Annotated in this window: 24 protein-coding genes; 14 read left to right on the top strand and 10 right to left on the bottom strand. The window is 53.2% G+C overall.

The genetic code is table 11. The features are described from left to right. Positions 1-54 precede the first annotated feature (54 nt). Positions 55-1,062 carry a class II fructose-bisphosphatase gene (gene glpX, locus ACS18Q_RS13660; protein WP_004728516.1) on the bottom strand — a complete coding sequence of 336 codons (1,008 nt, stop codon included), beginning with the start codon at positions 1,060-1,062 and terminating at the stop codon, positions 55-57. A gap of 314 nt (positions 1,063-1,376) precedes the next feature. Between glpX and zapB the strand changes: the two genes are divergently transcribed. After that, on the top strand, positions 1,377-1,619 hold the full coding sequence (gene zapB / locus ACS18Q_RS13655; protein WP_004728517.1) for a cell division protein ZapB: 243 nt from the start codon (positions 1,377-1,379) through the stop codon (positions 1,617-1,619). 85 nt (positions 1,620-1,704) lie between these two features. On the opposite strand, the gene metF is transcribed toward zapB, so the two are convergent. The 3 genes from metF to ACS18Q_RS13640 form a co-directional block, all read right to left on the bottom strand. Next, entirely contained in the window at positions 1,705-2,592 is an 888-nt protein-coding gene (gene metF / locus ACS18Q_RS13650; RefSeq protein ID WP_004728518.1) for a methylenetetrahydrofolate reductase, read from the bottom strand. Positions 2,593-2,869: 277 nt separating this feature from the next. Continuing rightward, positions 2,870-5,281, bottom strand: a complete 2,412-nt coding sequence (locus ACS18Q_RS13645; protein WP_206981790.1) for a bifunctional aspartate kinase/homoserine dehydrogenase II — start codon at positions 5,279-5,281, stop codon at positions 2,870-2,872. After that, the gene (locus ACS18Q_RS13640; RefSeq protein WP_004728520.1) at positions 5,281-6,447 is read right to left on the bottom strand and encodes an O-succinylhomoserine (thiol)-lyase; all 1,167 of its coding nucleotides are present in this window, start codon (positions 6,445-6,447) and stop codon (positions 5,281-5,283) included. The genes ACS18Q_RS13645 and ACS18Q_RS13640 overlap by 1 nt, the downstream gene beginning before the upstream one ends. Before the next feature lie 217 nt (positions 6,448-6,664). Between ACS18Q_RS13640 and metJ the strand changes: the two genes are divergently transcribed. Then, complete coding sequence (gene metJ / locus ACS18Q_RS13635; protein WP_004728521.1) at positions 6,665-6,982, top strand: met regulon transcriptional regulator MetJ; 318 nt, start codon at positions 6,665-6,667, stop codon at positions 6,980-6,982. A gap of 76 nt (positions 6,983-7,058) precedes the next feature. Here metJ and ACS18Q_RS13630 read toward each other — a convergent pair whose 3' ends face one another. Then, positions 7,059-8,333, bottom strand: a complete 1,275-nt coding sequence (locus ACS18Q_RS13630) for a malic enzyme-like NAD(P)-binding protein (RefSeq protein ID WP_004728522.1) — start codon at positions 8,331-8,333, stop codon at positions 7,059-7,061. Positions 8,334-8,543: 210 nt separating this feature from the next. Beyond that, a complete protein-coding gene (rpmE, locus tag ACS18Q_RS13625; RefSeq protein ID WP_004728523.1) occupies positions 8,544-8,762 on the bottom strand; it encodes a 50S ribosomal protein L31 in 219 nt (72 codons plus the stop codon). A gap of 246 nt (positions 8,763-9,008) precedes the next feature. Between rpmE and priA the strand changes: the two genes are divergently transcribed. From priA to rraA, 7 genes are all read left to right on the top strand, one after another. Further along, on the top strand, positions 9,009-11,210 hold the full coding sequence (gene priA / locus ACS18Q_RS13620) for a primosomal protein N' (RefSeq protein ID WP_441257165.1): 2,202 nt from the start codon (positions 9,009-9,011) through the stop codon (positions 11,208-11,210). A gap of 307 nt (positions 11,211-11,517) precedes the next feature. Beyond that, a complete protein-coding gene (cytR, locus tag ACS18Q_RS13615) occupies positions 11,518-12,525 on the top strand; it encodes a DNA-binding transcriptional regulator CytR (protein ID WP_004728525.1) in 1,008 nt (335 codons plus the stop codon). A gap of 129 nt (positions 12,526-12,654) precedes the next feature. Further along, entirely contained in the window at positions 12,655-13,206 is a 552-nt protein-coding gene (locus tag ACS18Q_RS13610; RefSeq protein ID WP_038152602.1) for an SPOR domain-containing protein, read from the top strand. A 138-nt stretch (positions 13,207-13,344) separates the two neighbouring features. Beyond that, positions 13,345-13,902, top strand: a complete 558-nt coding sequence (gene hslV, locus ACS18Q_RS13605) for an ATP-dependent protease subunit HslV (RefSeq protein ID WP_014204312.1) — start codon at positions 13,345-13,347, stop codon at positions 13,900-13,902. 36 nt (positions 13,903-13,938) lie between these two features. After that, positions 13,939-15,270 carry an HslU--HslV peptidase ATPase subunit gene (gene hslU / locus ACS18Q_RS13600; protein ID WP_004728528.1) on the top strand — a complete coding sequence of 444 codons (1,332 nt, stop codon included), beginning with the start codon at positions 13,939-13,941 and terminating at the stop codon, positions 15,268-15,270. 93 nt (positions 15,271-15,363) lie between these two features. Beyond that, positions 15,364-16,281, top strand: coding sequence for a 1,4-dihydroxy-2-naphthoate polyprenyltransferase (locus tag ACS18Q_RS13595; protein WP_014204315.1), 918 nt, complete (start codon positions 15,364-15,366; stop codon positions 16,279-16,281). Positions 16,282-16,356: 75 nt separating this feature from the next. Further along, positions 16,357-16,887: a ribonuclease E activity regulator RraA gene (gene rraA, locus ACS18Q_RS13590; protein ID WP_143680265.1), complete on the top strand. Its 531-nt coding sequence runs from the start codon at positions 16,357-16,359 to the stop codon at positions 16,885-16,887. A 117-nt stretch (positions 16,888-17,004) separates the two neighbouring features. Here rraA and ACS18Q_RS13585 read toward each other — a convergent pair whose 3' ends face one another. Both ACS18Q_RS13585 and tpiA read right to left on the bottom strand, forming a co-directional pair. Next, positions 17,005-18,366 (bottom strand): MATE family efflux transporter, encoded by a 1,362-nt coding sequence (locus ACS18Q_RS13585; protein ID WP_441257164.1) that lies wholly within the window; start codon positions 18,364-18,366, stop codon positions 17,005-17,007. Positions 18,367-18,538: 172 nt separating this feature from the next. Beyond that, the gene (tpiA, locus tag ACS18Q_RS13580; RefSeq protein ID WP_004728532.1) at positions 18,539-19,309 is read right to left on the bottom strand and encodes a triose-phosphate isomerase; all 771 of its coding nucleotides are present in this window, start codon (positions 19,307-19,309) and stop codon (positions 18,539-18,541) included. A gap of 232 nt (positions 19,310-19,541) precedes the next feature. Between tpiA and ACS18Q_RS13575 the strand changes: the two genes are divergently transcribed. Both ACS18Q_RS13575 and ACS18Q_RS13570 read left to right on the top strand, forming a co-directional pair. After that, the gene (locus ACS18Q_RS13575) at positions 19,542-19,889 is read left to right on the top strand and encodes a 5-carboxymethyl-2-hydroxymuconate Delta-isomerase (RefSeq protein ID WP_004728533.1); all 348 of its coding nucleotides are present in this window, start codon (positions 19,542-19,544) and stop codon (positions 19,887-19,889) included. 34 nt (positions 19,890-19,923) lie between these two features. Then, complete coding sequence (locus ACS18Q_RS13570) at positions 19,924-20,361, top strand: DUF805 domain-containing protein (protein ID WP_014204318.1); 438 nt, start codon at positions 19,924-19,926, stop codon at positions 20,359-20,361. A gap of 59 nt (positions 20,362-20,420) precedes the next feature. Here ACS18Q_RS13570 and ACS18Q_RS13565 read toward each other — a convergent pair whose 3' ends face one another. Both ACS18Q_RS13565 and ACS18Q_RS13560 read right to left on the bottom strand, forming a co-directional pair. Beyond that, positions 20,421-20,771, bottom strand: coding sequence for a DUF3135 domain-containing protein (locus ACS18Q_RS13565; protein WP_004728535.1), 351 nt, complete (start codon positions 20,769-20,771; stop codon positions 20,421-20,423). Between the two features lie 113 nt (positions 20,772-20,884). Continuing rightward, positions 20,885-21,502: a helix-turn-helix transcriptional regulator gene (locus ACS18Q_RS13560; protein ID WP_038152609.1), complete on the bottom strand. Its 618-nt coding sequence runs from the start codon at positions 21,500-21,502 to the stop codon at positions 20,885-20,887. 251 nt (positions 21,503-21,753) lie between these two features. Here ACS18Q_RS13560 and ACS18Q_RS13555 point away from each other — a divergent pair, with 251 nt between their 5' ends. The 3 genes from ACS18Q_RS13555 (at position 21,754) to modF (ending at position 25,305) form a co-directional block, all read left to right on the top strand. Next, positions 21,754-22,044 (top strand): co-chaperone GroES, encoded by a 291-nt coding sequence (locus tag ACS18Q_RS13555; RefSeq protein WP_004728537.1) that lies wholly within the window; start codon positions 21,754-21,756, stop codon positions 22,042-22,044. A 48-nt stretch (positions 22,045-22,092) separates the two neighbouring features. Beyond that, positions 22,093-23,730 carry a chaperonin GroEL gene (gene groL / locus ACS18Q_RS13550; protein ID WP_143680267.1) on the top strand — a complete coding sequence of 546 codons (1,638 nt, stop codon included), beginning with the start codon at positions 22,093-22,095 and terminating at the stop codon, positions 23,728-23,730. A gap of 126 nt (positions 23,731-23,856) precedes the next feature. Further along, on the top strand, positions 23,857-25,305 hold the full coding sequence (modF, locus tag ACS18Q_RS13545; RefSeq protein ID WP_283512492.1) for a molybdate ABC transporter ATP-binding protein ModF: 1,449 nt from the start codon (positions 23,857-23,859) through the stop codon (positions 25,303-25,305). Positions 25,306-25,388: the final 83 nt, after the last annotated feature.

Here is a 25,388-nt window from a genome sequence, read left to right as displayed (position 1 = left end):
TGCAATTAGTTCGAAAAAAAAGACCGCCTTGGCGGTCTTTTTTGTTGCTCGCGATTAAAGAATGAATTCGCGTACTTCTGGATCTTTACGCTCCAGATAGTGAATCGACTTGATGCGGCGAATGGTGCGGCAGCGGCCACGAATCAGCAAGGTTTCGGTGGTCGCGATGTTGCCTTGGCGGGTAATGCCTTCCAGCAAATCGCCTTTGGTGATGCCGGTGGCGGCGAAGATGACATTATCGCTGCGCGCCATGTCTTCGAGTTTCAACACCACTTCCGCGGTCACACCCATCTGTTCGCAACGTTCGAGCTCACGAGCGCCCCAGATGCGGTTGTCTTCGGTTTCCCCTTTGACTTTATGACGGGGCAGCAAACGGCCGTTCATGTCGCCATCGAGCGCGCGAATCACCGCGGCAGACACCACCCCTTCCGGCGCGCCGCCCACACAGTACATCATGTCCACTTCGCTGTCGGGCATGCAGGTCAGAATTGAGGCGGCCACGTCGCCGTCTGGCACCGCGAACACGCGCACACCGAGCTGTTGCATTTCGACAATCATCGCTTCATGACGCGGTTTTGCCAGCGTAATCACGGTCAAATTGTTCAGGGATTTACCCAGCGCGGCGGCCACATTTTCCAAGTTTTCTTTCAGCGGTTTGTTGAGGTCGATACAGCCTTTCGCGCCTGGGCCGACCACCAATTTTTCCATGTACATGTCCGGCGCTTTGAGGAAGCTGCCTTTCTCGCCGGCGGCCAGCACGGCCAGCGCGTTGGATTGACCCATGGCTGTCATGCGCGTGCCTTCAATCGGGTCGACGGCAATGTCCACTTCGTCGCCGCCCACACCCACGTGCTCACCGATGTACAGCATTGGCGCTTCGTCGATCTCACCTTCACCGATGACGATCTCACCCTTGATTTCGGTTTTGTTTAATAGGGTGCGCATCACTTCTACTGCCGCGCCATCTGCGGCGTTTTTGTCGCCACGGCCAAGCCATTTATATCCAGCCAATGCCGCGCCTTCTGTGACGCGTGAAAAAGCCATTGCCAATTCGCGTTTCATGCTTACTCCAAACCAAGGATCAGTAATAGGGGGAATGATTTGCGGCGGATCTTAGCATATTCGAAAGGAAACGTTTGCTTTTTGACACTCACGAGACTTGCACTCGATCAAAAGTCGTTACGATAGCCTGATTTTTCAGGCTTTGTTTCCCCCTGCGCGTCACGAAAGTAAGCGGGAAGTCAATTTGCGCCGTTTTTTTAACCGAATAGCGCAAAATATCGAATATAGTGAGTGTTTCTCTGCGCTTGGCTGAGTAGAATGGAACGATTAGTGAAGTGAGTTCACCGCAACCGAATCAAGAAAGGGTAAGTACCATGTCTTTTGAAGTACTAGAACAACTAGAAGCAAAAATCCAAACCGCGGTTGATACAATCGCATTACTGCAAATGGAAGTTGAAGAGCTGAAAGAAGAGAAAGTGAAACTGGTCGAAGAAGCGAACGAGCTGAAAGCGAGCCGTGAAGCACTAGAGCAACGTTCTCAACAAATTCAACAAGAACACACTGCATGGCAAGAGCGTATTCGCAACCTGCTGGGCAAAATGGACGACGTGGAATAATCAACCGATTGCCGCGATTTGCCGCAATATCGAATTGATAAAAAACGCCGACAGTTGTCGGCGTTTTTTTGTGTCTCATCGTCGCTTACAAGCTTGGACGAACACCCAGCGTGTGGCAGAGCGCGTAAGTCATTTCCGCGCGGTTGAGGGTGTAGAAGTGAAAGTCTTTCACGCCCTCGCGTGACAAGATGCGCACCATGTCAATCGCTTGGCTGGCACCGACCAGCTGACGTGTCACTGGATCGTCATCCAGCCCATCAAATTGCTTCGCCATCCAGCTCGGTACTTTGACGTGGTTCTGCGCCGCAAAACGCGAGGCCTGCTTGAAGTTGGAGACCGGCAAAATGCCCGGGACGATTTCCACATCAATTCCCGCCGCCACACAGCGGTCACGAAAACGCAGGTAGCTTTCGACATCAAAGAAGAACTGCGTGATGGCACGGTTGGCCCCCGCATCTACTTTTCGTCTCAGGTTCAGAAGGTCTGCTTGGGCGCTTTTGGCTTCCGGGTGGACTTCCGGAAAAGCCGCGACGGAGATGTCGAAATCGTGACGTGATTTCAGCAGCGTCACCAAGTCCGAAGCGTACATGTCTGGCTTGCCACCGCCCGGTGGAATGTCACCACGCAGGGCGACGATGTTTTGAATCCCGTTGTGCCAGTAATCGTCGGCAATCTGAATTAGTTCTTCGCGGCTGGCATCGATACAGGTCAGGTGCGGCGCGGCAATCAGGCCGGTTTGGTCTTTGATGGCTTTGATGATCGAGTGGGTGCGATCACGTTCGCCGGAGTTCGCGCCGTAAGTGACCGAGACAAATTTCGGTTTCAGGGTTTTGAGACGATGCACCGAGTTCCACAGCGTTTCTTCCATTTGCGCAGTGCTCGGCGGGAAAAATTCAAACGAAACGTTGATGTCTGAAAGATCAGCAATATTCTGGTTTAGTGCGTCAATATGACTGGCGTGCGTATATCCCATTTTTTTCTCTCCCTGTGGCTTCATGCCACAACGCGAACACTGTTAAGATTGACGTTTAGACGTCTATATGGCTACAGAATGTCTTGAATGCATTTTAATGTCAACCTTGCCATTATGAATATTTTTCATGTTGATCGTGAGGGGAATTCAACACCGTTATCAGCACGTTAGCGGTGATTCACGGCCATTCCCATCCTGTTCGACAATTGTTCTGTCCTTGAAATTAATAACAGAATAAACAACAAAAAGCTCGCCATTTTGACGAGCTTTATCATGTTTACAGCAGACCTGCGAGCAAGTTGAGGTCGGACTGAATCGCGCCGGCCGTCACTTCTCGCCCGGCGCCCGGGCCTCGAATCACCAACGGGTTGTCGCGATACCATTTGCTTTCGATGGCAAAGATGTTGTCACACGGCAGCAAATTCGCCAGCGCATGCTCTTTGTCGAGGGCCTCCACACCGACGGTGGCTTTGCCATTTTTCTCGAGGCGGGCCACATAACGCAACACTTTGTCTTGGCGCTGCGCCTTGGCCAGACGTTCCGCCAAGCGTTCGTTGAGCAACTGGCTTTTGTCGAGGAAGTCATCCAGCGACAACGCGCGCAGCTCTTCAGGCACCAGTGATTCCACGCGGACGCTTTGCGGTTCGATGTCCAGCCCAGATTCGCGCGCCAGAATGACCAGTTTGCGCATGACGTCTGAGCCATCCAAATCACAACGCGGGTCGGGTTCGGTTAAGCCTTGTTGCCACGCCAAATCGACCAATTCACTGAACGGCACTTGGCCGTCGTATTGCTGGAACAGCCACGACAGCGTGCCCGAGAAAATTCCCGATAGCGCGGTGATTTCATCGCCACTTTCACGCAAATCGCGCACAGTGTGGTTGATGGGCAAGCCGGCGCCGACGGTCGCGTTGTACAACCAATGGCGGCTGATTTTGGCAAACGCGTCTTTGACTTGCTGGTAATAATCGCCCGCAGCTGAACCAGCCACCTTGTTGGCGGAAATCAGGTGCATGCCGTGCTCTGCGATGTCCAGATAGCGATCGGCCAACTCTTGGCTGGCGGTGACATCCAACACCACGACTTCATCAAAGCCTTGAATGTTGCCCAGTTGCTTGAGCCACTGCTGACCATCGTTTGGCAGCGCTTCATCGCTGTAATGCGCCAACACGTTGGCTGCATCGATGCCTTGTGGGTTGAACCAGTAAGTTTGGCTGTCAATGACGGCGACCAATTCGAAGTTCATGCCGTGGCGTTTTTCCAGCTCATCTTTTTGTTCAGCAAACAGTTTGAGCCAGCTTGAGCCGATGTTGCCCTTGCCACACAGCGCCAGTGCCACGCGTTTTTGCGCCTGAAACAGTTGCGTGTGCAAACCGGTGACTAACGGCTCAACGTCGGTTTGACGCAGTACGGCCACCAAACTCAAGCCCGATTCTGCTTCGCACACAAATTCCACCGGCGAGGCTTTGAGTTGTTGGAAGAAACCGTAGCTGTGGTGCGCATTCTTGGTGACGCCTGCGCCGACCGCGCCGACCATCGCGTAGCCATCTTTGAGTTTGATTTCGGCCTCAATGGCCAAATCGTGTAGCAAGCTCAGTGCGCCGGAGGCGATTTCAGCGGTGTAGGCCAAGCGCATGTGGTGTTGGTCGGCTTGTACTTCAAATGCCAACGGTTCAAGCTGCGCACGTTTGAGTTTTTCCAGCACTTCGTGTTGCGCGCGCTGAACGGTGTGGCCGTGTGCAAATGCCAATTCGATCAGCTGCACGTCGTCAAGCGAGGTGATGATTTTGGCGCCGCGGCCAGAGGCCAGCACGCGTTCAATGCGCGTAGAACCGGATTCCGGCTGGTAGCTGCAACGTAAGCTGAGATCCATCGCACTTTGGGCGACGGGTTGCAACGTGCGGCTGTGTAATACAGGGGCTGCCAAGCGTGCCAGTTCGTTGGCTTCATCCAAACGCAGCAGTGGCAGCAGGCAGGCATCGCTGACCAAACGCGGGTCGGCGCTGTAGACGCCCGCCACATCGCTCCAAATCGTCACGCGGTCGACTTCCGCCAGTGCGCCAATCACCGTTGCCGAGTAATCGGAGCCATTGCGCCCGAGCAGTACGGTTTCCCCTGCGTCGTTTTGCGCCATAAAGCCGGTGATCACCACGCGATGATGTGCGTGTTGTGCCAACACTTCTTTGAGCAGTGGGTAAGAGCGGGCGCGATCCACTTCGGGTTGCGTGCCACTTTCAGCGCGCAGAAACACGCGCGCATCTTGCGCGGCAGCGGGGAGTTGCAGTTGGTTCAGCAGTGCCGCCAGCAGGCGAGAAGACCACACTTCACCATGACCAAGCACGGCCGCTTGTTGCGCGGTGCTCAGCGGCGCCGTGAGTTCGCCCAGTGCGACGAATTCACCATTCAATTGGGTCAGTAACCGATCGGCGGCATCGCTTTCTAACAAGCCTTCAATCAGTTCACTTTGATATACGCGCAGGGATTGCAGGGTTTCATGCGCGATGCGACCGTCTTTATTCAACGCATCGAGAAACGCGATCAGCCGGTTGGTGGTTTTGCCCGCAGCGGACACCACCACCAAATCGTCGGGCTGAGAATATTCCTGCAGAATATGCGCCACGCGTTGATAACATTCTGGGTCTGCGAGACTGCTACCGCCAAATTTATGCAGTTGACGCGACTGAGTCATTAAAAGGCCTCCTTAGCTTTGTTGAATGCCTGATCCAGATCGGCAATCAGGTCAGAGGCATCTTCCAAACCAACCGACAAACGCAGCAGTTGCTGTGATACGCCCGCTTCAGCGAGGGCTTCTTCGCCCATCGCGCGGTGCGTCATCGACGCAGGGTGACACACCAAACTTTCGACGCCGCCGAGTGATTCCGCCAGCGAGAACAGGTCGAGTTTGCCGACAAAATATTTCAGTTGTTCAAACGAGCCCGCAAACTCAAAACTGAGCATGGAACCAAAACCGACCTGCTGCTTTTTCGCAATCTCGTGACCCGGATGCTCTGGCAGGCTCGGGTGGTAAATGACCTTCACCAGCGATTGGCTTTGCAGGTAGTTGAGGATGAGTTGGGAGCTTTCTTCATGCACGCGCATCCGCGCGCCGAGCGTGCGCAAGCCGCGCAGCGTCATGTAGCTATCAAATGGCGTGCCCGTTGCACCAATGCAGTTGCCCCACCATTTCAGCTCTTCGGCATGCTGAGCCGCTTTGCTGATAATCACGCCGCCAATCACGTCTGAGTGACCGTTGAGGTATTTGGTGGTGGAGTGCACCACAAAGTCAGCGCCGAGCGTCAGGGGCTTTTGGTACACCGGTGTCAAAAAGGTATTGTCGACCGCCACCAGCGCGCCGACCGCGTGGGCTTGCTGGCAGATTTTTTCGATGTCGACCACCCGCACCAGCGGGTTAGACGGCGTTTCCAGCAGCACCAGTTTCGGGTGTTGGGCCATCGCCGCGGCCAGCGCCTGTTCGTCAGATTGATCGACAAACAGCACTTTGAAGTCACCTTTTTTAGCGCGCGTGTTGAATAAACGGTATGTGCCGCCATAACAATCGTGTGGCGCAATGATTAAATCTTGCGGAGTCAGGAAGGCAGAAACCCATAGGTTGAGCGCTGAAGTACCGCAGTTGGTGACGACTGCATCCGCGCCGCATTCGAGTTCAGACAGCGCTTGTTCGAGCAAACCACGATTGGGGTTCCCCGAGCGGGTGTAATCGTATTTTGGCACTTCACCAAACGCAGGAAAGCCATAGTTAGTCGAGAGATAAATGGGGGGAACCACAGCGTGATACTGCGTGTCCGATTCAATACCCGTGCGGACCGCAACGGTCGCTGGCTTGCGATTGGTCATGAGCGTTTCCTTTCCTGATTGACGATGTTTTGGCTTCCAAGTCGGCGGTGACGCATGCTGACGCTGATCACCCCGCTGAATAACATCACACTTTACTGGGCAAAAAAGAAGACGTCAACACTTCTAGACGTCTATATGTCTTTGCTTATGGCAGTAAATCCCGCTAAAATTGGGGACTTTGAAAAACTAACTCGAATCCAAACAACGAAGGTGCGCAATGGCAGACTGGAATGGCGACTATATTAGTCCATACGCGGAGCATGGGAAAAAGAGCGAGCAGGTGAAAAAAATCACTGTGTCGATCCCGCTTAAGGTGCTGAAAGTGCTGACGGATGAACGAACTCGCCGCCAAATCAATAACCTGCGTCATGCAACAAACAGTGAGCTGCTGTGTGAAGCGTTTTTGCATGCATACACCGGTCAGCCGCTACCCACGGATGAAGATCTGCGTAAAGACCGTCCGGATGATATTCCTGCCGAAGTGAAAGAGCTGATGACCGCGATGGGCATCGAGTTCGAAGCTTACGACGACTAAGCGCACACGTACGTCACGCATAAAAAAACCTGGCCATGAGCCAGGTTTTTTTGTCTTCACTTGAAGCAAGGAGCGTTTACGCTTCCATGTAGCCTTGTGGCATGTCGATGCGTGCAACGCCCGAATCCACGGCAGCTTGAGCCACGGCTTTGGCGACGCGAGGCAGCAGACGCGGGTCCATTGGTTTTGGAATGATGTAGTCGTTGCCGTATGCCAGGTGATCAACGCCGGCCGCTTTCAGGACTTCTGCAGGCACGTCTTCTTTGGCCAGTTGACGAATTGCGTCGACCGCGGCCAGTTTCATCTCATCGTTGATCTCGCTCGCGCGTACGTCCAGCGCGCCACGGAAGATGAATGGGAAACACAACACGTTGTTGACTTGGTTCGGGTAGTCACTGCGGCCGGTGCCCATGATCAAATCGCTGCGCACTTCGTACGCCAGTTCCGGTTTGATTTCTGGATCCGGGTTTGAACATGCAAACACTACGGGTTTGTCGGCCATCAGCTTCAGTGCGTCGGCTGGCAGCAGGTTCGGGCCTGATACACCAAGGAACAGGTCAGCCCCGGCAATCACATCTTCCAATGTGCGTTTGTCGGTATTGTTGGCGAACAGCTGTTTGTACTCGTTCAAATCGTCACGGCGCGTGTGAATTACGCCTTTGCGGTCCAACATGTAGATTTTTTCACGCATCGCGCCGCACTTGATCAGCAGCTCCATACACGCCACGGCCGCAGCGCCTGCGCCAAGGCAGACGATGATGCACTCTTCCAGCTTTTTGCCTTGCAGTTCAATCGCGTTCAGCATGCCAGCGGCGGTCACGATCGCAGTGCCGTGCTGGTCATCGTGGAAGACGGGCACGTCACAACGCTCAATCAGGCGACGCTCGATTTCAAAACAGTCTGGGGCTTTGATGTCTTCGAGGTTGATCCCGCCAAAGGTGTCGGCAATGTTGGCGACGGTATCGACGAATTCATCAATGGTGCGGTGTTTGACTTCGATGTCGATGGAATCGAGACCTGCAAAGCGTTTGAATAGCAGGGCTTTTCCTTCCATCACAGGTTTGGATGCCATTGGGCCCAAGTTACCCAAGCCAAGAATGGCGGTGCCGTTTGAGATCACTGCCACGGTATTGCCTTTGGCCGTGTATTTGTAAACGTTGTCGACATTTTGCGCGATTTCACGCACGGGCTCTGCCACGCCTGGGCTGTAGGCGAGGGCTAAGTCTGCAGCAGAATCTGCTGGTTTCGTTAGAGAAACAGCAATTTTTCCTGGGATCGGCAACGCATGGTAATCCAGCGCACGCTGGCGGAATGCTTCTTCCGGCGTCAGTTCTTGGTTGTCATCGGACATAGGGGAGGTCTCTTTATTGTTTTTGGAAAAGGGGAATTATTCTAATAGATGTCTGTCAAGCTGCCTAGGCAGGATTGCGGGTCAATCGTACAAAACTTGACTAATTTAATCTGATAAGACCAGCTATTTTGTGATCGCGGTAAGGAGAAATTGCAGGCATGAAAAAAGGACGCCGGAGCGTCCTTTTTGAATCTTCGCGTGAAGTCGAAATTACTTCTTGCTTGATAGCGCGCCGAAACGCTTGTTGAAGCGATCAACACGGCCGCCAGTGTCAACAACACGTTGTTTACCAGTGTAGAATGGGTGGCACTGGTCACATACGTCCAGGTGCAGAGCGTCTTTACCTAGAGTTGATTTGAAAACGAAAGTGTTGCCGCAAGAGCAAGACGCTGTTACTTCTTTGTATTCTGGGTGGATACCAGCTTTCATGGGATAACCTCAATTTAGGCCGTGTCGCTATCCGAATCAATGTCGGACACCACACGTAATGTTAATGATACTGTTCGATACTCAGCCTTGGTGACCAAGCATCTTCAAGGCGCGATATATTAATGAATCCCCCGCGCCGGATCAACCGCTTTCGGCGTTATTTTCGCCACTATTTGTGGGTCGAATTTCCCACCCGCATCCAGTAGACTGTGATTTCTCACCATTTTTGACTGCTGACGGACTGTTATGCGCCCAAGTATTGCCCGTGTCGCCCTGCCGGTACCACTGGATAAGCAATTTGATTACCTGATCCCCAACCATTTGTTTCCGATCATCGGCGGCCGTGTGTCGGTGCCGTTTGGCCGCCAGACGCTGGTCGGTGTGGTGACGGCGTTGGCGCAGGAATCGGCGTTTCCGCGCGAGCAGCTCAAAGCGATCAAAGCAGTGCTCGATTCTCAGCCCGTGTGGCCAGAAACGCTGTACCGCTTGTTGCAATGGTGCAGCCAGTTTTATCAATATCCACTCGGCGACACGTTGGCCAATGCGATGCCGAGTGCGCTGCGCAAAGGTAAACCGGCTGATTTTGCCAGCAGTAAAGAGTGGTACATGACCGAACGTGGGCGCGATCAGTTGATGCAAGGCTTTGGCCGCGCGGTCAAGCAGGCGCAGGTGATGCATTTGCTTGAGCCGGGCCCGGTGGCGCATCAGATCATGCTCGATGAAGAGGTGTCCAGTGCCACGCTTAATACTTTGCAAGACAAAGGCTGGATTGAAGTCACGGAGAAGCAGCCGCAGTTTCGCCCATGGCCCAAGGTGGTTGAAGCCGATGTCGATAAACCCAAACTCAACCAAGAGCAGGCAATCGCGATTGCGTCAGTCAACAGTCAGCGCGGCTTTGGCTGTTATCTGCTGCATGGGGTGACCGGGTCTGGCAAAACGGAGGTCTACCTCAATCTCATCAAACCGGTGTTGGAAGCGGGCAAGCAGGCGTTGGTGCTGGTGCCGGAAATTGGCCTCACGCCACAAACCATCAACCGATTTCGCAAGCGCTTCACCGTGCCGGTGGAGGTGATTCACTCCGGCTTGAACGACACCGAGCGGCTCAATGCTTGGCTGGCTGCGCGCGACAAAGTGGCTGGCATCGTGATTGGTACCCGTTCGGCATTGCTGACCCCGTTTGCTGATCTCGGCATCATTATTGTCGATGAAGAGCACGATGCCTCCTACAAACAGCAAGATAGCCTACGTTATCACGCCCGTGATGTGGCGGTGATGCGCGCCAATTTGGAGCAGGTGCCGATTGTGTTGGGGTCGGCAACGCCGGCATTAGAAACGCTGCACAACGCGCTGACCGGCAAATACCATCATCTGCAACTGACGCAGCGTGCGGGCACAGCGCTACCCACCACCAACCGCGTGTTGGATGTCAAAGGGCTGTACTTGGAAAGTGGCCTGTCGGCGCCGCTGATCGCCGAAATGCGCCGCCATTTGTCGCAAGGCAATCAAGTGTTGTTGTTTCTCAACCGCCGCGGTTTTTCACCGGCGCTGATGTGCCACGAATGTGGTTGGATCGCCAACTGTCAGCGCTGCGATGCCTATTACACCTATCACCAACACAGCAGCGAAATTCGCTGTCACCATTGTGGCTCTCAGCGTCCGGTGATTCACCAGTGTCAGGGATGTGGTTCTACCCATTTGGTGACCGTCGGCGTGGGCACCGAGCAGTTGGAAGCGCAGCTCAGTGAGCTGTTTCCGGAATACAAAGCGATTCGTATCGACCGCGACAGCACACGTCGCAAAGGCAGCTTGGAGTCAGCGCTTGGCGCGATTCGCCGCGGTGAATATCAAATTCTGATTGGCACGCAGATGCTGGCCAAAGGTCACCATTTTCCGGATGTAACGCTGGTGGCGCTTCTGGATGTCGACGGCTCGCTCTATAGCAGCGATTTTCGCGCGTCGGAGCGATTGGCGCAGCTGTTTATTCAAGTCGCAGGCCGAGCGGGGCGGGCGAGCAAACCGGGCGAAGTGGTATTGCAAACCCACCATCCGGAGCACACCTTGCTGCAAGCATTACTGCACAACGACTACAGCCAATTTGCCGAGACTGCGCTCGCTGAGCGCAAATTGGCACAACTGCCGCCGTATACCTATTTGACGCTGTTTCGCGCCGAAGGCAACCAATCGCAACCTGTGGAAGATTTTCTGCGCCAAGTGCGCCACACGTTGGAAGCGCATCCATTGTGTGAACAGGGTTGCCTGGTGCTTGGCCCAACGCCAGCGCCTTTGGCTAAACGCGCGGGTAAATTCCGTTGGCAATTGCTGCTGCAGGCGCCGAGTCGCTCAGTGATGCAAAAGCTGCTCGCCAGCGCCAAACCGGCCATTCAGCTCTTGCCGCTGGCGAGTAAAGTGCGTTGGTCACTGGACATTGAACCGCAAGATCTCAGTTGATTGTTCTTATTGTTATTTTTGTCAAAAAATAAAAACCTTCTTATCGTGATTAACGTCACACTTGCAATGTAAGATTTGTTAATCAGACCGTAACTTTCTATTCGGAAACGAATAAACTATTCGCAATCTTGTGTTAGTGAATCGTTTTCGCTGCATAAAGTGTGCTTAAAGTTGGCCAAAAGCAGTCTCAATGACACGGTAAAAGGAGTGCCGGGTGGTTGAAGAGTAAAGGGCAACTCAAAGCGATCCCATAATCATAAAAAAAGTGCATCGCACTATGAAGAACCGAGAAAGAGGGTAATTACACATGGCGACAATGAAGGATGTTGCCCAGCTTGCAGGCGTATCGACGGCGACAGTCTCGCGCGCTCTGATGAATCCCGAGAAAGTTTCAGCCTCAACTCGTAAACGGGTTGAAGAGGCGGTTTTAGAAGCTGGCTATTCACCGAATTCTTTAGCCCGAAATCTGCGTCGCAATGAATCGAAAACCATTGTCGCGATCGTGCCGGACATCTGTGATCCTTATTACACCGAAATTATTCGTGGTATCGAAGACGCCGCGATGGAACACGGTTATCTGGTACTGCTGGGTGACAGCGGTCAGCAGAAAAAACGTGAAAGCTCATTTGTGAACTTGGTGTTTACCAAACAGGCGGACGGTATGCTATTGCTGGGGACCGATTTGCCGTTTGACGTGAGCAAACCTGAGCAGAAAAACCTACCACCGATGGTGATGGCGTGTGAGTTTGCGCCAGAACTTGAATTGCCGACGGTGCATATCGATAACCTGACATCTGCCTTTGAAGCGGTGAACTATCTGACGCAGATGGGGCACAAACGCATCGCGCAGATTGCCGGCCCTGAAGCGGCGGTGTTGTGTCAATTCCGTCAGCAAGGGTATCAACAAGCCCTGCGCCGCGCGGGGATTTCACGCAATCCAACCTACAGTACCATCGGTGACTTTACGTTTGAGTCGGGTGCCAAAGCGGTGCGCCAATTGATGGCCTTGCCAGAGCCGCCGACAGCCATTTTCTGTCACAACGATACCATGGCGATTGGTGCCATTCAGGAAGCCAAGCGTTTGGGCATGCGTGTGCCGCAAGACCTGTCTGTGGTCGGCTTTGATGACATTCAGTTTGCGCAGTACTGCGATCCACCGCTAACCACCATTTCTCAGCCGCGTTACGAGATCGGCCGTCAGGCGATGTTGATGATGCTTGAGTTACTGCGGGGTCATGATGTGCGTGCGGGCTCGCGTCTGCTCGACACCCAATTGGTCATTCGCGAGAGTGCAGCGCCGCCCCGCTCGGCCTAAGCCGTGTGAACGCGGTGATTTCCCTGCAACCAGCGGCGTATTTTGATGCGCCGCTTCCATTTCCGCGCTGTTATCTGCGGTGAATCTGCTTTAACATGTGGACAAAATTGTCAACGTTCGAAATTCTCAGTGGCTAATAAAGATTATGTAAGGCGCGGTCGTAGTCCGAAAAAGCCGACCCCTAAAAAATCAGCTCCTCGACGCAGAAAACCATGGCGCAGCGGCTTGCTGGCGATGCTGTTGGTCGGCGGGTTTGGCTATGGCTTGTATCTGCTCAATCAAGATCCTGAGCCGCCGGCACCGGTGGTGGTCGAGACCAAATCAAAACCGGTCAGCCAACCACAAAACAACAACCGTTTGCCGCCACCACCCACCGAGAAGTGGGACTACGTGGAATCGCTACCCAATCGCGAGATTGAAGTGAAAGCCAAAGAGCTGCAAGTCTCGGACATTCCGTACATCATGCAGTGTGGGGCTTACAAAACCATGCAGCAGGCGGAAGCGCGTAAATTGGACATTGCTTTCCAAGGCCTGAGCAGCAAAATTCGCAAGAAAGAAGACAGCAGCTGGTACCGTGTGGTGCTTGGCCCATACAAATTCAAACGCGATGCAGAGCGTGATAAGCACAAGCTGCAACGCGCTAAGATTGAACCTTGCGCGATTTGGAAAGAGCAGCAATAACAGTTTCCCATTGTCATCAAACGCCCGGCCTCAGTGCTGGGCGTTTTTACGATGCGCTGACGATTCCCGCCTTGAATTTTGATTTTCCAACCTCATATAACCACTATCTTGATAGTGAAAAGCACAAAGGGGTTCCTCGTGACTACCATCGTATCTGTACGTCGTAATAACAAAGTTGTCATCGCAGGTGACGGACAAGTCTCGCTTGGCAATACCGTGATGAAAGGCAATGCGCGCAAAGTTCGTCGTTTGTACAACAACAAAGTATTGGCCGGATTCGCGGGGGGGACAGCGGACGCATTCACCTTATTTGAACGCTTTGAAAGCAAACTGCAAATGCATCAGGGCCACCTGACAAAAGCGGCGGTGGAGCTGGCCAAAGATTGGCGCAGCGATCGCGCACTGCGTCGCCTCGAAGCCATTTTGGCTGTCGCGGATGAAACCGCATCACTGATCATTACCGGTAACGGCGATGTATTGCAGCCTGAACACGATCTGATTGCGATCGGTTCCGGCGGTAATTTTGCACAAGCCGCGGCGATTGCCTTGCTGGAAAATACCGATTTAGACGCCCGTGAAATTGCACAAAAAGCGCTGAAGATTGCTGGCGACATCTGTGTGTTCACGAACCATCATCACACCATTGAAGAGCTGGAAATTCCGCCGGAACTGTTGCCTGCTGCCGCAGCCGAATAATCGTGTGTGATGCTACTGAATTTGAAGGAAACCACTATGTCTGAAATGACTCCTCGTGAAATTGTCCATGAACTGAACCGTCATATCATCGGTCAGGACAACGCCAAACGTGCGGTCGCCATTGCGCTGCGTAACCGCTGGCGTCGCATGCAGCTGGAAGAAAGCTTGCGTGTTGAAGTCACGCCGAAAAACATTCTGATGATCGGCCCAACCGGCGTCGGTAAAACCGAGATTGCGCGCCGTTTGGCGAAACTGGCCAATGCGCCGTTCATTAAAGTCGAAGCCACCAAGTTCACCGAAGTGGGCTATGTGGGTAAAGAAGTTGAAACCATCATTCGCGACCTGACGGACGTGGCAGTGAAGATGACGCATCAGCAAGCGATGGAAAAAGTGAAGTTCCGTGCTGAAGAGCAGGCGGAAGAGCGCATTCTTGACGCGTTGCTGCCGCCGGCGCGTGATGCGTGGGGCGAAGCGGAGCACAACGATACTGCGTCGTCGACACGCCAAACGTTTCGTAAGAAGCTGCGTGAAGGCAAGCTGGATGACAAAGAGATCGAAGTGAACGTCGCGGTGGCGCAGATGGGCGTGGAAATCATGGCGCCTCCGGGCATGGAAGAGATGACCAATCAGCTGCAGGGCCTGTTCCAGAACTTAGGTGGTGACACCAAGAAAAAACGCAAACTGAAAATTAAAGATGCGTTTAAAGCCCTGACCGAAGAAGAAGCGGCGAAGCTGGTGAATCAGGAAGAACTGAAAGAGCAGGCGATTTACAACGTTGAAAACAACGGCATCGTGTTTATCGATGAGATCGACAAGATCTGTAAGCGCGGCGAATCGTCAGGCCCTGATGTCTCTCGCGAAGGTGTACAACGCGATTTGCTGCCCCTGATTGAAGGCAGCACCGTCACCACCAAACACGGCATGGTGCGTACCGACCACATTCTGTTCATCGCATCGGGTGCTTTCCAAGTGGCACGACCTTCGGATCTGATCCCTGAGCTACAAGGTCGTCTGCCGATCCGAGTGGAGCTGGAAGCGCTTTCTAGTGATGACTTCAAACGCATTCTGACCGAACCAAAAGCGTCGCTGACCGAGCAATACATGGCGCTGATGAAAACGGAAGAGGTCGACATTGCCTTTACCGAAGATGGCATCAAGCAAATTGCCGATGCCGCATGGCAAGTCAACGAAACCACCGAGAACATCGGTGCGCGTCGCCTGCATACGGTGATGGAACGTCTGATGGATGAAATCTCGTTTGATGCCACCGAGAAAGCCGGTGCAAGCCTGACGATTGATTCGGCTTATGTGCGCGCCAAACTCGGCGAGTTGGTCGAAGACGAAGACCTCAGCCGCTTTATTCTGTAATTTCTGAGCCCACCTTGATCTGGTGGGCTTTTTCATATTACGCACTTGCGCGTATACTGAAAACTATGTTGATCGATCTTACAATTTTTCCCCATGAATAATTCTTTACGTATCTGGTTTGACGCGGCGCGTCCGAAAACGTTGCCGTTGGCGCTGGTGTCTATTTTTACGGGCAGCGCGCTGGCCTTTTCGTCTGGCCACTTTTCGTTACCTGTTGCGCTATTGGCGCTACTGACTGCAACCCTGCTGCAAATCCTGTCGAACTTGGCGAACGATTACGGCGATGCCGTGAAAGGTACCGACAACGACAAACGTCTTGGCCCGATGCGCGCGATTCAGTCAGGCGAAGTGTCGCTGGCAGACATGAAGCGAGCGATTTTCATCAACATCGGTCTCACCATTGTGGCGGGATTGGCGCTGGTGTTTTACGCCCTCGACAGCCTAGAAAGCATTCTGGCCTTTATTGGTTTGGGTGTGCTGGCAATGATGGCGGCGATCGCCTATACCGTCGGCAACAAACCGTACGGCTATGTCGGCCTTGGGGATTTGTCGGTGTTTCTGTTCTTTGGTTTGCTCGGCGTGTCCGGCACTTACTTTTTGCACATCGGTCACATTGAGTGGAGTTTGTTTCTGCCGTCGCTGGGCTGTGGCTTGATGGCGGTGGCTGTGCTCAACGTCAACAACATGCGCGACATTGAAAACGATGCAGAATGTGGCAAGCGCACCGTGCCTGTGCGATTGGGCCAACAGCGCGCCAAAACCTACCACTTTTTGCTGCTGACTGGCGCGGTGATCGCGTTTGCCAGCTACTTGTTGATGCAGGGGAAACCGGTGTGGATCAGCCTGCCGTTTTTACTCAGCCTCATCATGGTGACCAAGCATGGCCGCGCGGTGTGGGCTACAGAGCAACCGGCGCAAATTGCCCCGATGCTGCCGGTGATCGTCAAGTGCTCGCTGGTGACTAACCTTTTGTTTGTTGGTGTGGTGATAGCTCAAACTCTGACGAGTTAATTTGCACTCTGTCATTGCATTGACTTACTGACCCGATATACTCGTTGAAAGACTGTTCGTAAAGAGACTAAGGCTATGGAATATAACACCTCTGCGTTATGTGATATCTATCTCGACCAGGTGGATGTGGTAGAACCCATGTTTAGCAATTTTGGTGGCTGCGCGTCATTTGCCGGCCAAGTCACGACCATCAAATGTTTTGAAGACAACGGCCTCATCCGTGAGACGTTGGAACAAGACGGCCTTGGGCGTGTGCTGCTCATCGATGGCGGTGGTTCGCTACGCCGTGCGCTGGTTGATGCTGAACTGGCGGCCATAGCCGAAGAGAACGAATGGGAAGGCATTGTGGTTTACGGCTGCGTGCGTGAAGTCGATGAGCTGGAAGACATGAGCATCGGGATTCAAGCGTTGGCTTCGATTCCCGTGGGAGCGCCTGCACAAGGCATCGGCGAAGTCGATGTGCCGGTCAACTTCGGTGGCGTGACGTTCCTGCCAGAAGATTATCTCTATGCCGACAACACCGGCATCATCCTGTCGCAAGAGCCGCTCAATACGACGGACCTCGACAGCGATGAAAGCGATGAAGATGACGTCATCGACGAATGACTCTGAATCCGAGCATAGAAAAAGCCAGCGTGACGCTGGCTTTTTTTGTCTCGCGCTATCGCATCAACCTAGCAAGATTAGGTCGCGTAAGAAAAGGTTGTGCAAAATGAGCCGCTGCTAGGAGGCACCGGATTGCATCACGCCATCGCGCAGCGTGCGACGTCGCAGGATCAAAGCATACAAGTAGCCCGACAGCCCGCCCAAAATGTTGCCCAGCGCAATGCCAATAAACAACCCTTCAATGCCATACAACGTTGACCCGAGCCATGCTGATGGCAGGGTGAAGAGAAAGAGGCGCATAAAGCTCCATTGAAACGCTTTGAGCGGTAGATGAAGCGCGTTGAGCGCCGACACCAGCATCATCACCACCCCTTGAAAGCCATAGCTGAATGGCACCACCAACAGGTAATGCCACAACAAGTCGCGCACCGCTTGTTCTTGAGAGAACAGTGCAGCCAAGGGAATGCTCAATGGCACCATCATGATGAAGACCAACAACTGAAAAATCAGCGAGAAGCGCAGGCTTAAAAACAGGCCGGAAAAGCTGCGCACCGGATTGTTGGCCCCAAAATTCTGCGCCATAAATGGCGTCAACGCCGAGGTGAGCGACATCAACACCAAGATTAAAATCGATTCGATGCGCTGCGCTGCGCCATAAGCGGCCACCGCAGCGGTGCCGTGGCCGGAGAGTATCATCATCAGCAGTGCGCCGGAAATGGGGTTCATCGCCGTCGACAGCGCCGCTGGTGTGCCAACCTTGAGGATTTGCTGCCAATCGTGACGCAACGACGCAAAGTGCGGCGGCGCCAACAGGCGATCGCGTTTGACCAACACATACAGCGAGCCGACCAATGCGCCCAGCCACGAGAAGGCACTGGCAATGGCCGCGCCCTGAATGCCGAGTTCTGGAAACGGGCCGTAGCCAAAAATCAGCAGCGGATCGAGACAGCCGTTAATTGCACCCGCCAGCATCATCATTTTGGCTGGGGTTTTGGTATCACCGGTGGCGCGAATCGCGCTGTTGCCCGCCATCGGAATGACCAGCAGCGGAATGGTGAGGTACCAGACCTGCATGTATTGCTCAATCAGCGGAATCAACTCAGCTTTGGCGCCCAGCAACAGAAACAGTGGCTCAATGGTGAAAAAGCCCAGCGTGGAGGCGATCGCGACCAAACACACCGCCAGCAGCACACCGTGTGTGGAAAAACGCGCGGCATTGGGCGCATCGCCTTGCCCCAACAACCGACCGATGCTGGTCGACAAGCCCACACCAATGCCCATGGTGATGCAGTTGATGCCAAATGTGACAGGAAAGGTATAGCTGATCGCGGCCAGCGCGTCGGTGCCCAGCAGCGAGATGAAAAAGGTATCGACCAGGTTGAACATCAGAATGGCGATCATGCCGAACGTCATCGGGATGGTCATCTGGCGGAGCACCGTGGGAATCGGGGCGGAAAGCAGGCCGTGTTTGTCGTGCATATACCCTTCTTACATCGCGCGGCACCGTGCCGGACGTGCGTCAGCAGGCAGCCAATTACAGGGAAGAAAGGGGGTAGGATACTCGAATTTGCGGGGAGGCACTAGCCGCGCTCGCGCTGAGTCACGGCGATAAAAAAGGCCGGCAGTGCCGACCTTTTTCATCAACAAGCGATTACGCTTTTGCTTTTGCAGCTGCTTTCGCGATGGCTGCGAAGCTTTTCGCATCCAGAGATGCGCCGCCAACAAGAGCGCCGTCGATGTCTGGTTGTGAGAAGTAAGCTTCTGCGTTTTCTGGTTTAACAGAACCGCCGTATTGGATGATCACTTGTGCTGCAACCGCTTCATCTTTCGCTGCGATCAGCGCGCGAATAGATGCGTGGATGCGTTGTGCATCTTCAGCCGTTGCTGCTTTACCAGTACCGATTGCCCAGATTGGTTCGTAAGCGATGATTGCGCCGTTCAGAGCGTCTACGCCGTATGCGTCGATCACTGCGTTGATTTGACGTGCACAAACGGCTTCAGTTTCGCCCGCTTCGTTTTGCGCTTCAGTTTCACCGATACAGAATACTGGAGTCAGACCGTTTTCTTTCAGGAATGCGAATTTTTGAGCAACAAACTCGTCTGATTCGTTGTGGTATTCACGACGCTCAGAGTGGCCGATGATGATGTGAGTTGCACCGAAATCTTTCAGCATGGCTGGAGACATGTCGCCAGTGTACGCACCGCTGTTGTGCAGGTCAGTGTTTTGTGCACCCAGGATCATTTTTTTGCCGCCTTCTGCAATCAGACGCTCAGCCAGATCTAGGTACAGTGCTGGTGGAGCTACTGCCACGTCAACACCCGTTACACCTTCAAGTTCCGCATTCAGACCAGTCAACAGCTCAGTTACCATTGCTTTGCTGCCATTCAGTTTCCAGTTCCCCATCACTACAGGACGACGCATAGGAATATCTCCAATTTCAATGAATAAAAAAAACGTGATTGCGAAAGAATATAACAGATAAAACTACGTAGATCATGACTCCGGTCATGACTTTCTGGGATCTTGTTTGATGAGGCGCAAGGCCGAGAAGTGATCTGCTATACAGAATAGAGGCCATTCGCTCGGATTTTGTGCTGCGTCTTGCTATTACTGTCAGTTCAGTATGAGGAAAATAACAAACAAGGAAGTGAATATGCCTAATTTGGTGCTCGAGTACTCCAACTCTGTGGATGAACGTGTCAATGTGCAGGGGTTATTGGAAGATTTGCATCAGGTGGTCATGACGTGTGGCTTATTTGATATTCCCTCGATTAAATCCCGCGCGCTGCGTTGCCACCATTGGTTGGTGGGTGACGAAGGCGACAGCGTGGATTTTATTCACATCAGTTTTGAAATGATGGACGGGCGCACCGCCGAGCAAAAACGCGAGTTGTCACGTCAGCTCATGGATGTGTTGGTGGCGCAAGCCAGCCACGTTCGCAGCTTGACGGTAAACATTCGTGACATGGACCGAGCTTGGTTTCAGAAGGTCACGAACTGACAGCGAGTTGATTCCGTTTGAACAGGAAACGCTAATGTCTTATCAAACACTGCTCTTTTCGTTTCAGGGGCGCATCGGGCGTCGTACATACTGGATTTGGAACGTCTTTTACTATGTGGCGATCGTCACTGCGATCGCGCTGCTTAACCGTTGGCTGCCAGACTGGGCGCCATACCTGCTGCCGCTGTTTATGCTGTTGATTCTGGTGCCGGATTTGGCCATCACCGCCAAGCGTTGGCACGATCGCGATAAATCGAGCTGGTGGCTGTTGCTCAATGTACCGCTGGTGATTGGCCGAATGACGGTGCCGATGGGTGGCGCCAATATGGCGATGACCAGCACCCCCAACATTCTCGATACCCTGATCTCGCTTGCTGCCTTGTTGTGTGGCAGTTGGATTTTGGTGGAGTGCGGTTTTTTGGTGGGCAGCCGCGGCGATAACCGCTTTGGGAAAGCGCCTCATTCATCGTGATAGGACAGGGCTGTTAGAGCCTGTGCGGTCAAGAAAAAAGGAGGCTTGAGCCTCCTTTTTTAACGCCACGACTCGGATGTCGGGCGAAAGGGAATCACGTCCGCGCTCGGCTTTTCTTCCACTATTTCGCCGTCCAGCGCATCACGGAATTTGGCCATTTGCAGACTGAGTTCTCGCATCAGGGTGACGTTCGCGTGGTCTGGATTCTTGCATTGGCTCAGAATCAGGTCGATATGACTTTGCTGCGCCCACAATCGGTGCTGCATTCCATCGGAAGCAGAAAGGATCATCTCCTGACACATTTCGCGCTTAAATCGGCTGAATGCTTCAGGATCCTGCTGCGCCAGCTCGACCAGTTCATCAAAGGGTGGCAGAGCCTGGCTGGCTACGTTGGTTTGAGGGGGAGACATAGAACACTCCTCTGCAAGGTCTTGCGTTGATTAAATTATCAACACATCAAGCATAAGCGAGGAACGGTGCACAAGGTGGAACGAATATCGTCGTTCTCAATATTAAGACAATGTTAGGCGGCCGCAATCACGTAGGTGCAGCGGCGTTGGCCTTCGATGATGTGTTCACTGCGTTCAATGCGGCAGGTGTCGCCCAGCAGGCGCTGAAAAATGTTCAGCTCTGATTGACACAAATTTGGACAGCGTTTGGCGGCCTTACAGATTGGGCAGTGATTTTCGATCAGCAGATAACCGTGCTCGGTTTGCTCCAGCTCCGCCATGTAACCTTCTTGCTCACGCAGTTCCACCAAGGTGGCGAGTTTGCTGTGCAGATCGGGGCAGGCGTCCAGTTCTTGCTGATAATGAGCCAAGGTTTGCGCTTCACGCTCGGCTGCCACTTTGGCTAAGCCTTCTTTGCCAAAGAGATGTTCCACCGCTTCGATCACTTGAATGGTGAGTTCACCGTGGCGATCGGCAAATTGATCATGGCCTTTGCGGGTCAGTGACCAATGGCGCGTCGGACGACCCACTTTGACTTTCACATCGTGAAACGCCAGGATGCCGTCGTCTTCCAGTGCCTGAAGGTGTTGACGCGCCCCCATGGTGGTCATTCCCAAGTCATCGGCAAGCTGTTTGGCGGTCACGGCACCTTCACGTTTGATGGTGTGTAAAATCCGGTCGATCGTCTTCATCATGTCCCTCTTTATTCTCTGACTATTATGGATATTCAGTTTAATAAAGCAAATTATTTACTATACGGGATGGTGTTAGGCGGTCGAAATGCTCGCAATGCGTCGACTTCACCACGGATTCGTTAATTTCATCACAATTTTTTCGCGCTTACCCCTTGGGATATGGCGTTTGATACCCCACATATCATTCACAAGCTGGTCAATCAGCGTTTTATTAACCAAACGGAAAATTTAATCAGGAGAGACGACCGATGAATATTCGTCCATTACACGACCGAGTTATCGTTGAACGCCAAGAAGTTGAATCAAAATCTGCTGGTGGAATTGTTCTCACTGGTTCTGCGGCAGAAAAATCAACACGCGGTAAAGTACTTGCAGTCGGCAAAGGCCGCATTCTGGAAAATGGTACAGTTCTGCCTCTGGACGTGAAAGTTGGCGATTCTGTGATTTTTGCTGAAGGCTACGGCACGAAATCAGAGAAAATCGACGGTAAAGAAGTACTGATTTTGTCTGAAAACGACATTCTGGCAATCGTTGAGTAATTGCTCCCAAGCAAACGAACTAAAACCGAATTCTAAAGGAAATACAAAATGGCTGCTAAAGACGTAAAATTTGGTAATGACGCTCGAGTTAAAATGCTAGAAGGTGTAAACGTTCTGGCGGATGCAGTAAAAGTTACCCTTGGCCCGAAAGGCCGCAACGTTGTTCTCGACAAATCTTTTGGTTCACCAACCATCACCAAAGATGGTGTATCTGTGGCGCGCGAAATTGAACTGGAAGACAAATTCCAGAACATGGGCGCACAAATGGTGAAAGAAGTAGCTTCTCAAGCCAACGACGCAGCGGGTGACGGTACAACAACCGCAACCGTACTGGCTCAGGCGATCGTGAACGAAGGTCTGAAAGCTGTGGCGGCGGGCATGAACCCAATGGATCTGAAACGCGGCATCGACAAAGCGGTGATTGCAGCGGTTGAAGAACTGAAAGCGCTGTCTGTGCCATGTGAAGACACCAAAGCGATTGCACAGGTCGGCACTATCTCTGCAAACTCAGATGTGAGCGTGGGCAACATCATCGCAGAAGCGATGGAAAAAGTGGGCCGCGACGGTGTGATCACCGTTGAAGAAGGTCAGGCGCTGCAAGACGAGCTGGACGTGGTAGAAGGGATGCAGTTTGACCGCGGTTACCTGTCACCTTACTTCATCAACAACCAAGAAGCAGGCAGCGTGGATCTAGAAAGCCCGTTCATCCTGCTGGTTGACAAAAAAGTATCAAACATTCGCGAACTGCTGCCAGTCCTAGAAGGCGTTGCGAAAGCCTCTCGTCCACTGCTGATCGTGGCAGAAGACGTGGAAGGCGAAGCGTTGGCTACTCTGGTTGTGAACAACATGCGCGGCATCGTGAAAGTTGCGGCTGTGAAAGCTCCGGGCTTTGGCGATCGTCGTAAAGCGATGCTGCAAGACATCGCGATTCTGACTGGTGGTACAGTGATTTCTGAAGAGATCGGTCTGGAGCTGGAAAAAGCTGTGCTGGAAGATCTGGGTCAAGCGAAACGCGTGACCATCACCAAAGAAAACACCACCATCATTGATGGCGCAGGTGATGAAGTGGCAATTCAAGGTCGTGTGACTCAGATTCGTCAACAAATCGAAGATGCGACATCAGATTACGACAAAGAAAAACTGCAAGAGCGTGTTGCGAAACTGGCAGGCGGCGTTGCCGTGATCAAAGTTGGCGCAGCGACTGAAGTTGAAATGAAAGAGAAGAAAGACCGCGTTGAAGACGCACTGCACGCGACTCGCGCAGCTGTGGAAGAAGGCGTGGTTGCAGGTGGTGGCGTGGCACTGATTCGCGCAGCATCTAAATTAACTGAACTGACTGGCGACAACGAAGAGCAAAACGTGGGTATCCGCGTGGCGCTACGTGCGATGGAAGCGCCAATTCGTCAAATCGCGAAAAACGCGGGCGACGAAGATTCAGTGGTTGCGAACAACGTGAAAGCGGGCGACGGTAACTACGGTTACAACGCCGCAACTGGCGAGTACGGCGACATGATTGCCATGGGTATTCTGGATCCAACCAAAGTAACCCGTAGCGCACTGCAATTTGCAGCGTCTGTGGCTGGCCTGATGATCACCACGGAAGCGATGGTGACTGACCTACCGAAGAAAGATGCACCAGCAATGCCTGACATGGGCGGCATGGGTGGCATGGGCGGCATGATGTAATTCGCGCCCCATTCAAACTGAACAAGCCGGAGTGAATGCTCCGGCTTTTTTTATGCCTGAAAATCCGCTAGAAATTTTTGCGCAGTTTCTGCACACTGAAAAATCAGTTTCCAAGGAAAGGTCAATATGAAAATTCAGCAACTTAAACACCACACCGAATCGGTGTCGCTCACCATTGACGACTGGGCGTTGGCCCAAGGCGAACATTGGGGCATGTTTTCCACCCACAGCCACGCCGCCTCGTTGTTGGTGCGCATTCTGAGCGGCGAACTGACGCCGCAGCAAGGTGAGGTGAGTGACCTGCCCGGCGTAGTGGCATGTGTGTCGCTGCATGAGCAGCAGCGGTTGCTGGATATGGAGCTGGAAAAAGACGACACCGACTTTATGGACCAGATTGATTACGGGTCGACAGTGCAGGAGCTGATTCTGGAAACTGGCTGTGGTGAAGCGGCACTGGAAGCGCTATTGATGCAAACCGATCTGCTGGCGCTGCGTCAGCGTGGGTTTCGTCAGTTGTCGACCGGTGAAACTCGCCGCGTGATGTTGGCGCGGGCGATGGCGCTTAAGCCACAATTGCTGATCCTCGATGAACCGTATTCCGGGTTAGATATTGCCCACCGCGCGCACCTCTCTCAACTGCTGGAGGAACTGGCGCAGCAGATGCAACTGCTGATTGTCACCTCGCGTGAAGATGAATTACCGCCGTTTGTGACCCACGTGGCGCTCTTTGACGAGCGCAGCTTGTCACAAACCCTAACTCGCGAGGCGTGGCTCCAGCATCCGCTGATGGCGCAGATGAAAGCGCTGTCGCACAGCCGCAGTGACGCCATGCTGACACTGCTGGAGGCTCATCAGAGCGCGCACCGCTATCCGGATCCGCTGGTGGTGATGAATGACGTCACGGTTGAGTATGTCGATGCGCCCATTTTTCAGGGCATCAACTGGCAAATTCGACAAGGGGAGCACTGGCAGGTACGTGGCCCTAATGGGTGCGGCAAGAGCACGCTGCTCGGTCTGATCCTCGGCGATCACCCGCAGTGTTACAGCAACGATATCACCGTGCTGGGGATGAAGCGCGGCAGTGGCGAAACCATCTGGGATATCAAAAAGCACATCGGCGTGGTGTCTTCGGCGCTGCATCTGCAATATCGCGTCAATTGCAGCGCGTTGGAAGTGCTGGTGTCGGGCTTTTACGACTCGATTGGCCTGTATCAACAACCGTCCAAGAAAGAGATTCTGTTGGCGCGTGAGTGGCTGAACCTGTTAGAAATGAGCGCGCTGGAGAAGGTCGGATTTCGCAATCTTGATTACGGTCAGCAACGTCTCCTGCTGATTGGCCGCGCGCTGATCAAGCAGCCAGCGCTGCTCATTCTGGATGAGCCATATCAGGGGCTGGATTACCTCAATCGTAAATTGGTGTTCCATGCGCTCAATCGCATTGCTTCGGCGGGCATCAGTCAGCTGCTGTACGTCACCCATCATGAAGAAGATGCGTTAGAAGCCATTCACCACTTCGTCGATTTTGTCGCGCAAGAGGCGGGGGGCTATGGCGTGAAGATTCACTCAATAGAGTGAAATCAGTCGCTTAGCAAAAGAATGACGAAAAACTAACAATTGCTGGTCATTGTTGCGGCCATAATAAGCAGGTGCACAATTAA

Origin of the sequence: Vibrio sp. Vf1514, from assembly GCF_052076135.1 — a bacterium.
Taxonomy (GTDB): Bacteria; Pseudomonadota; Gammaproteobacteria; order Enterobacterales; family Vibrionaceae; genus Vibrio; species Vibrio furnissii.
Note: the sequence above shows the minus strand (reverse complement) of the source record. Positions and strands in the feature narration are given on the sequence as shown.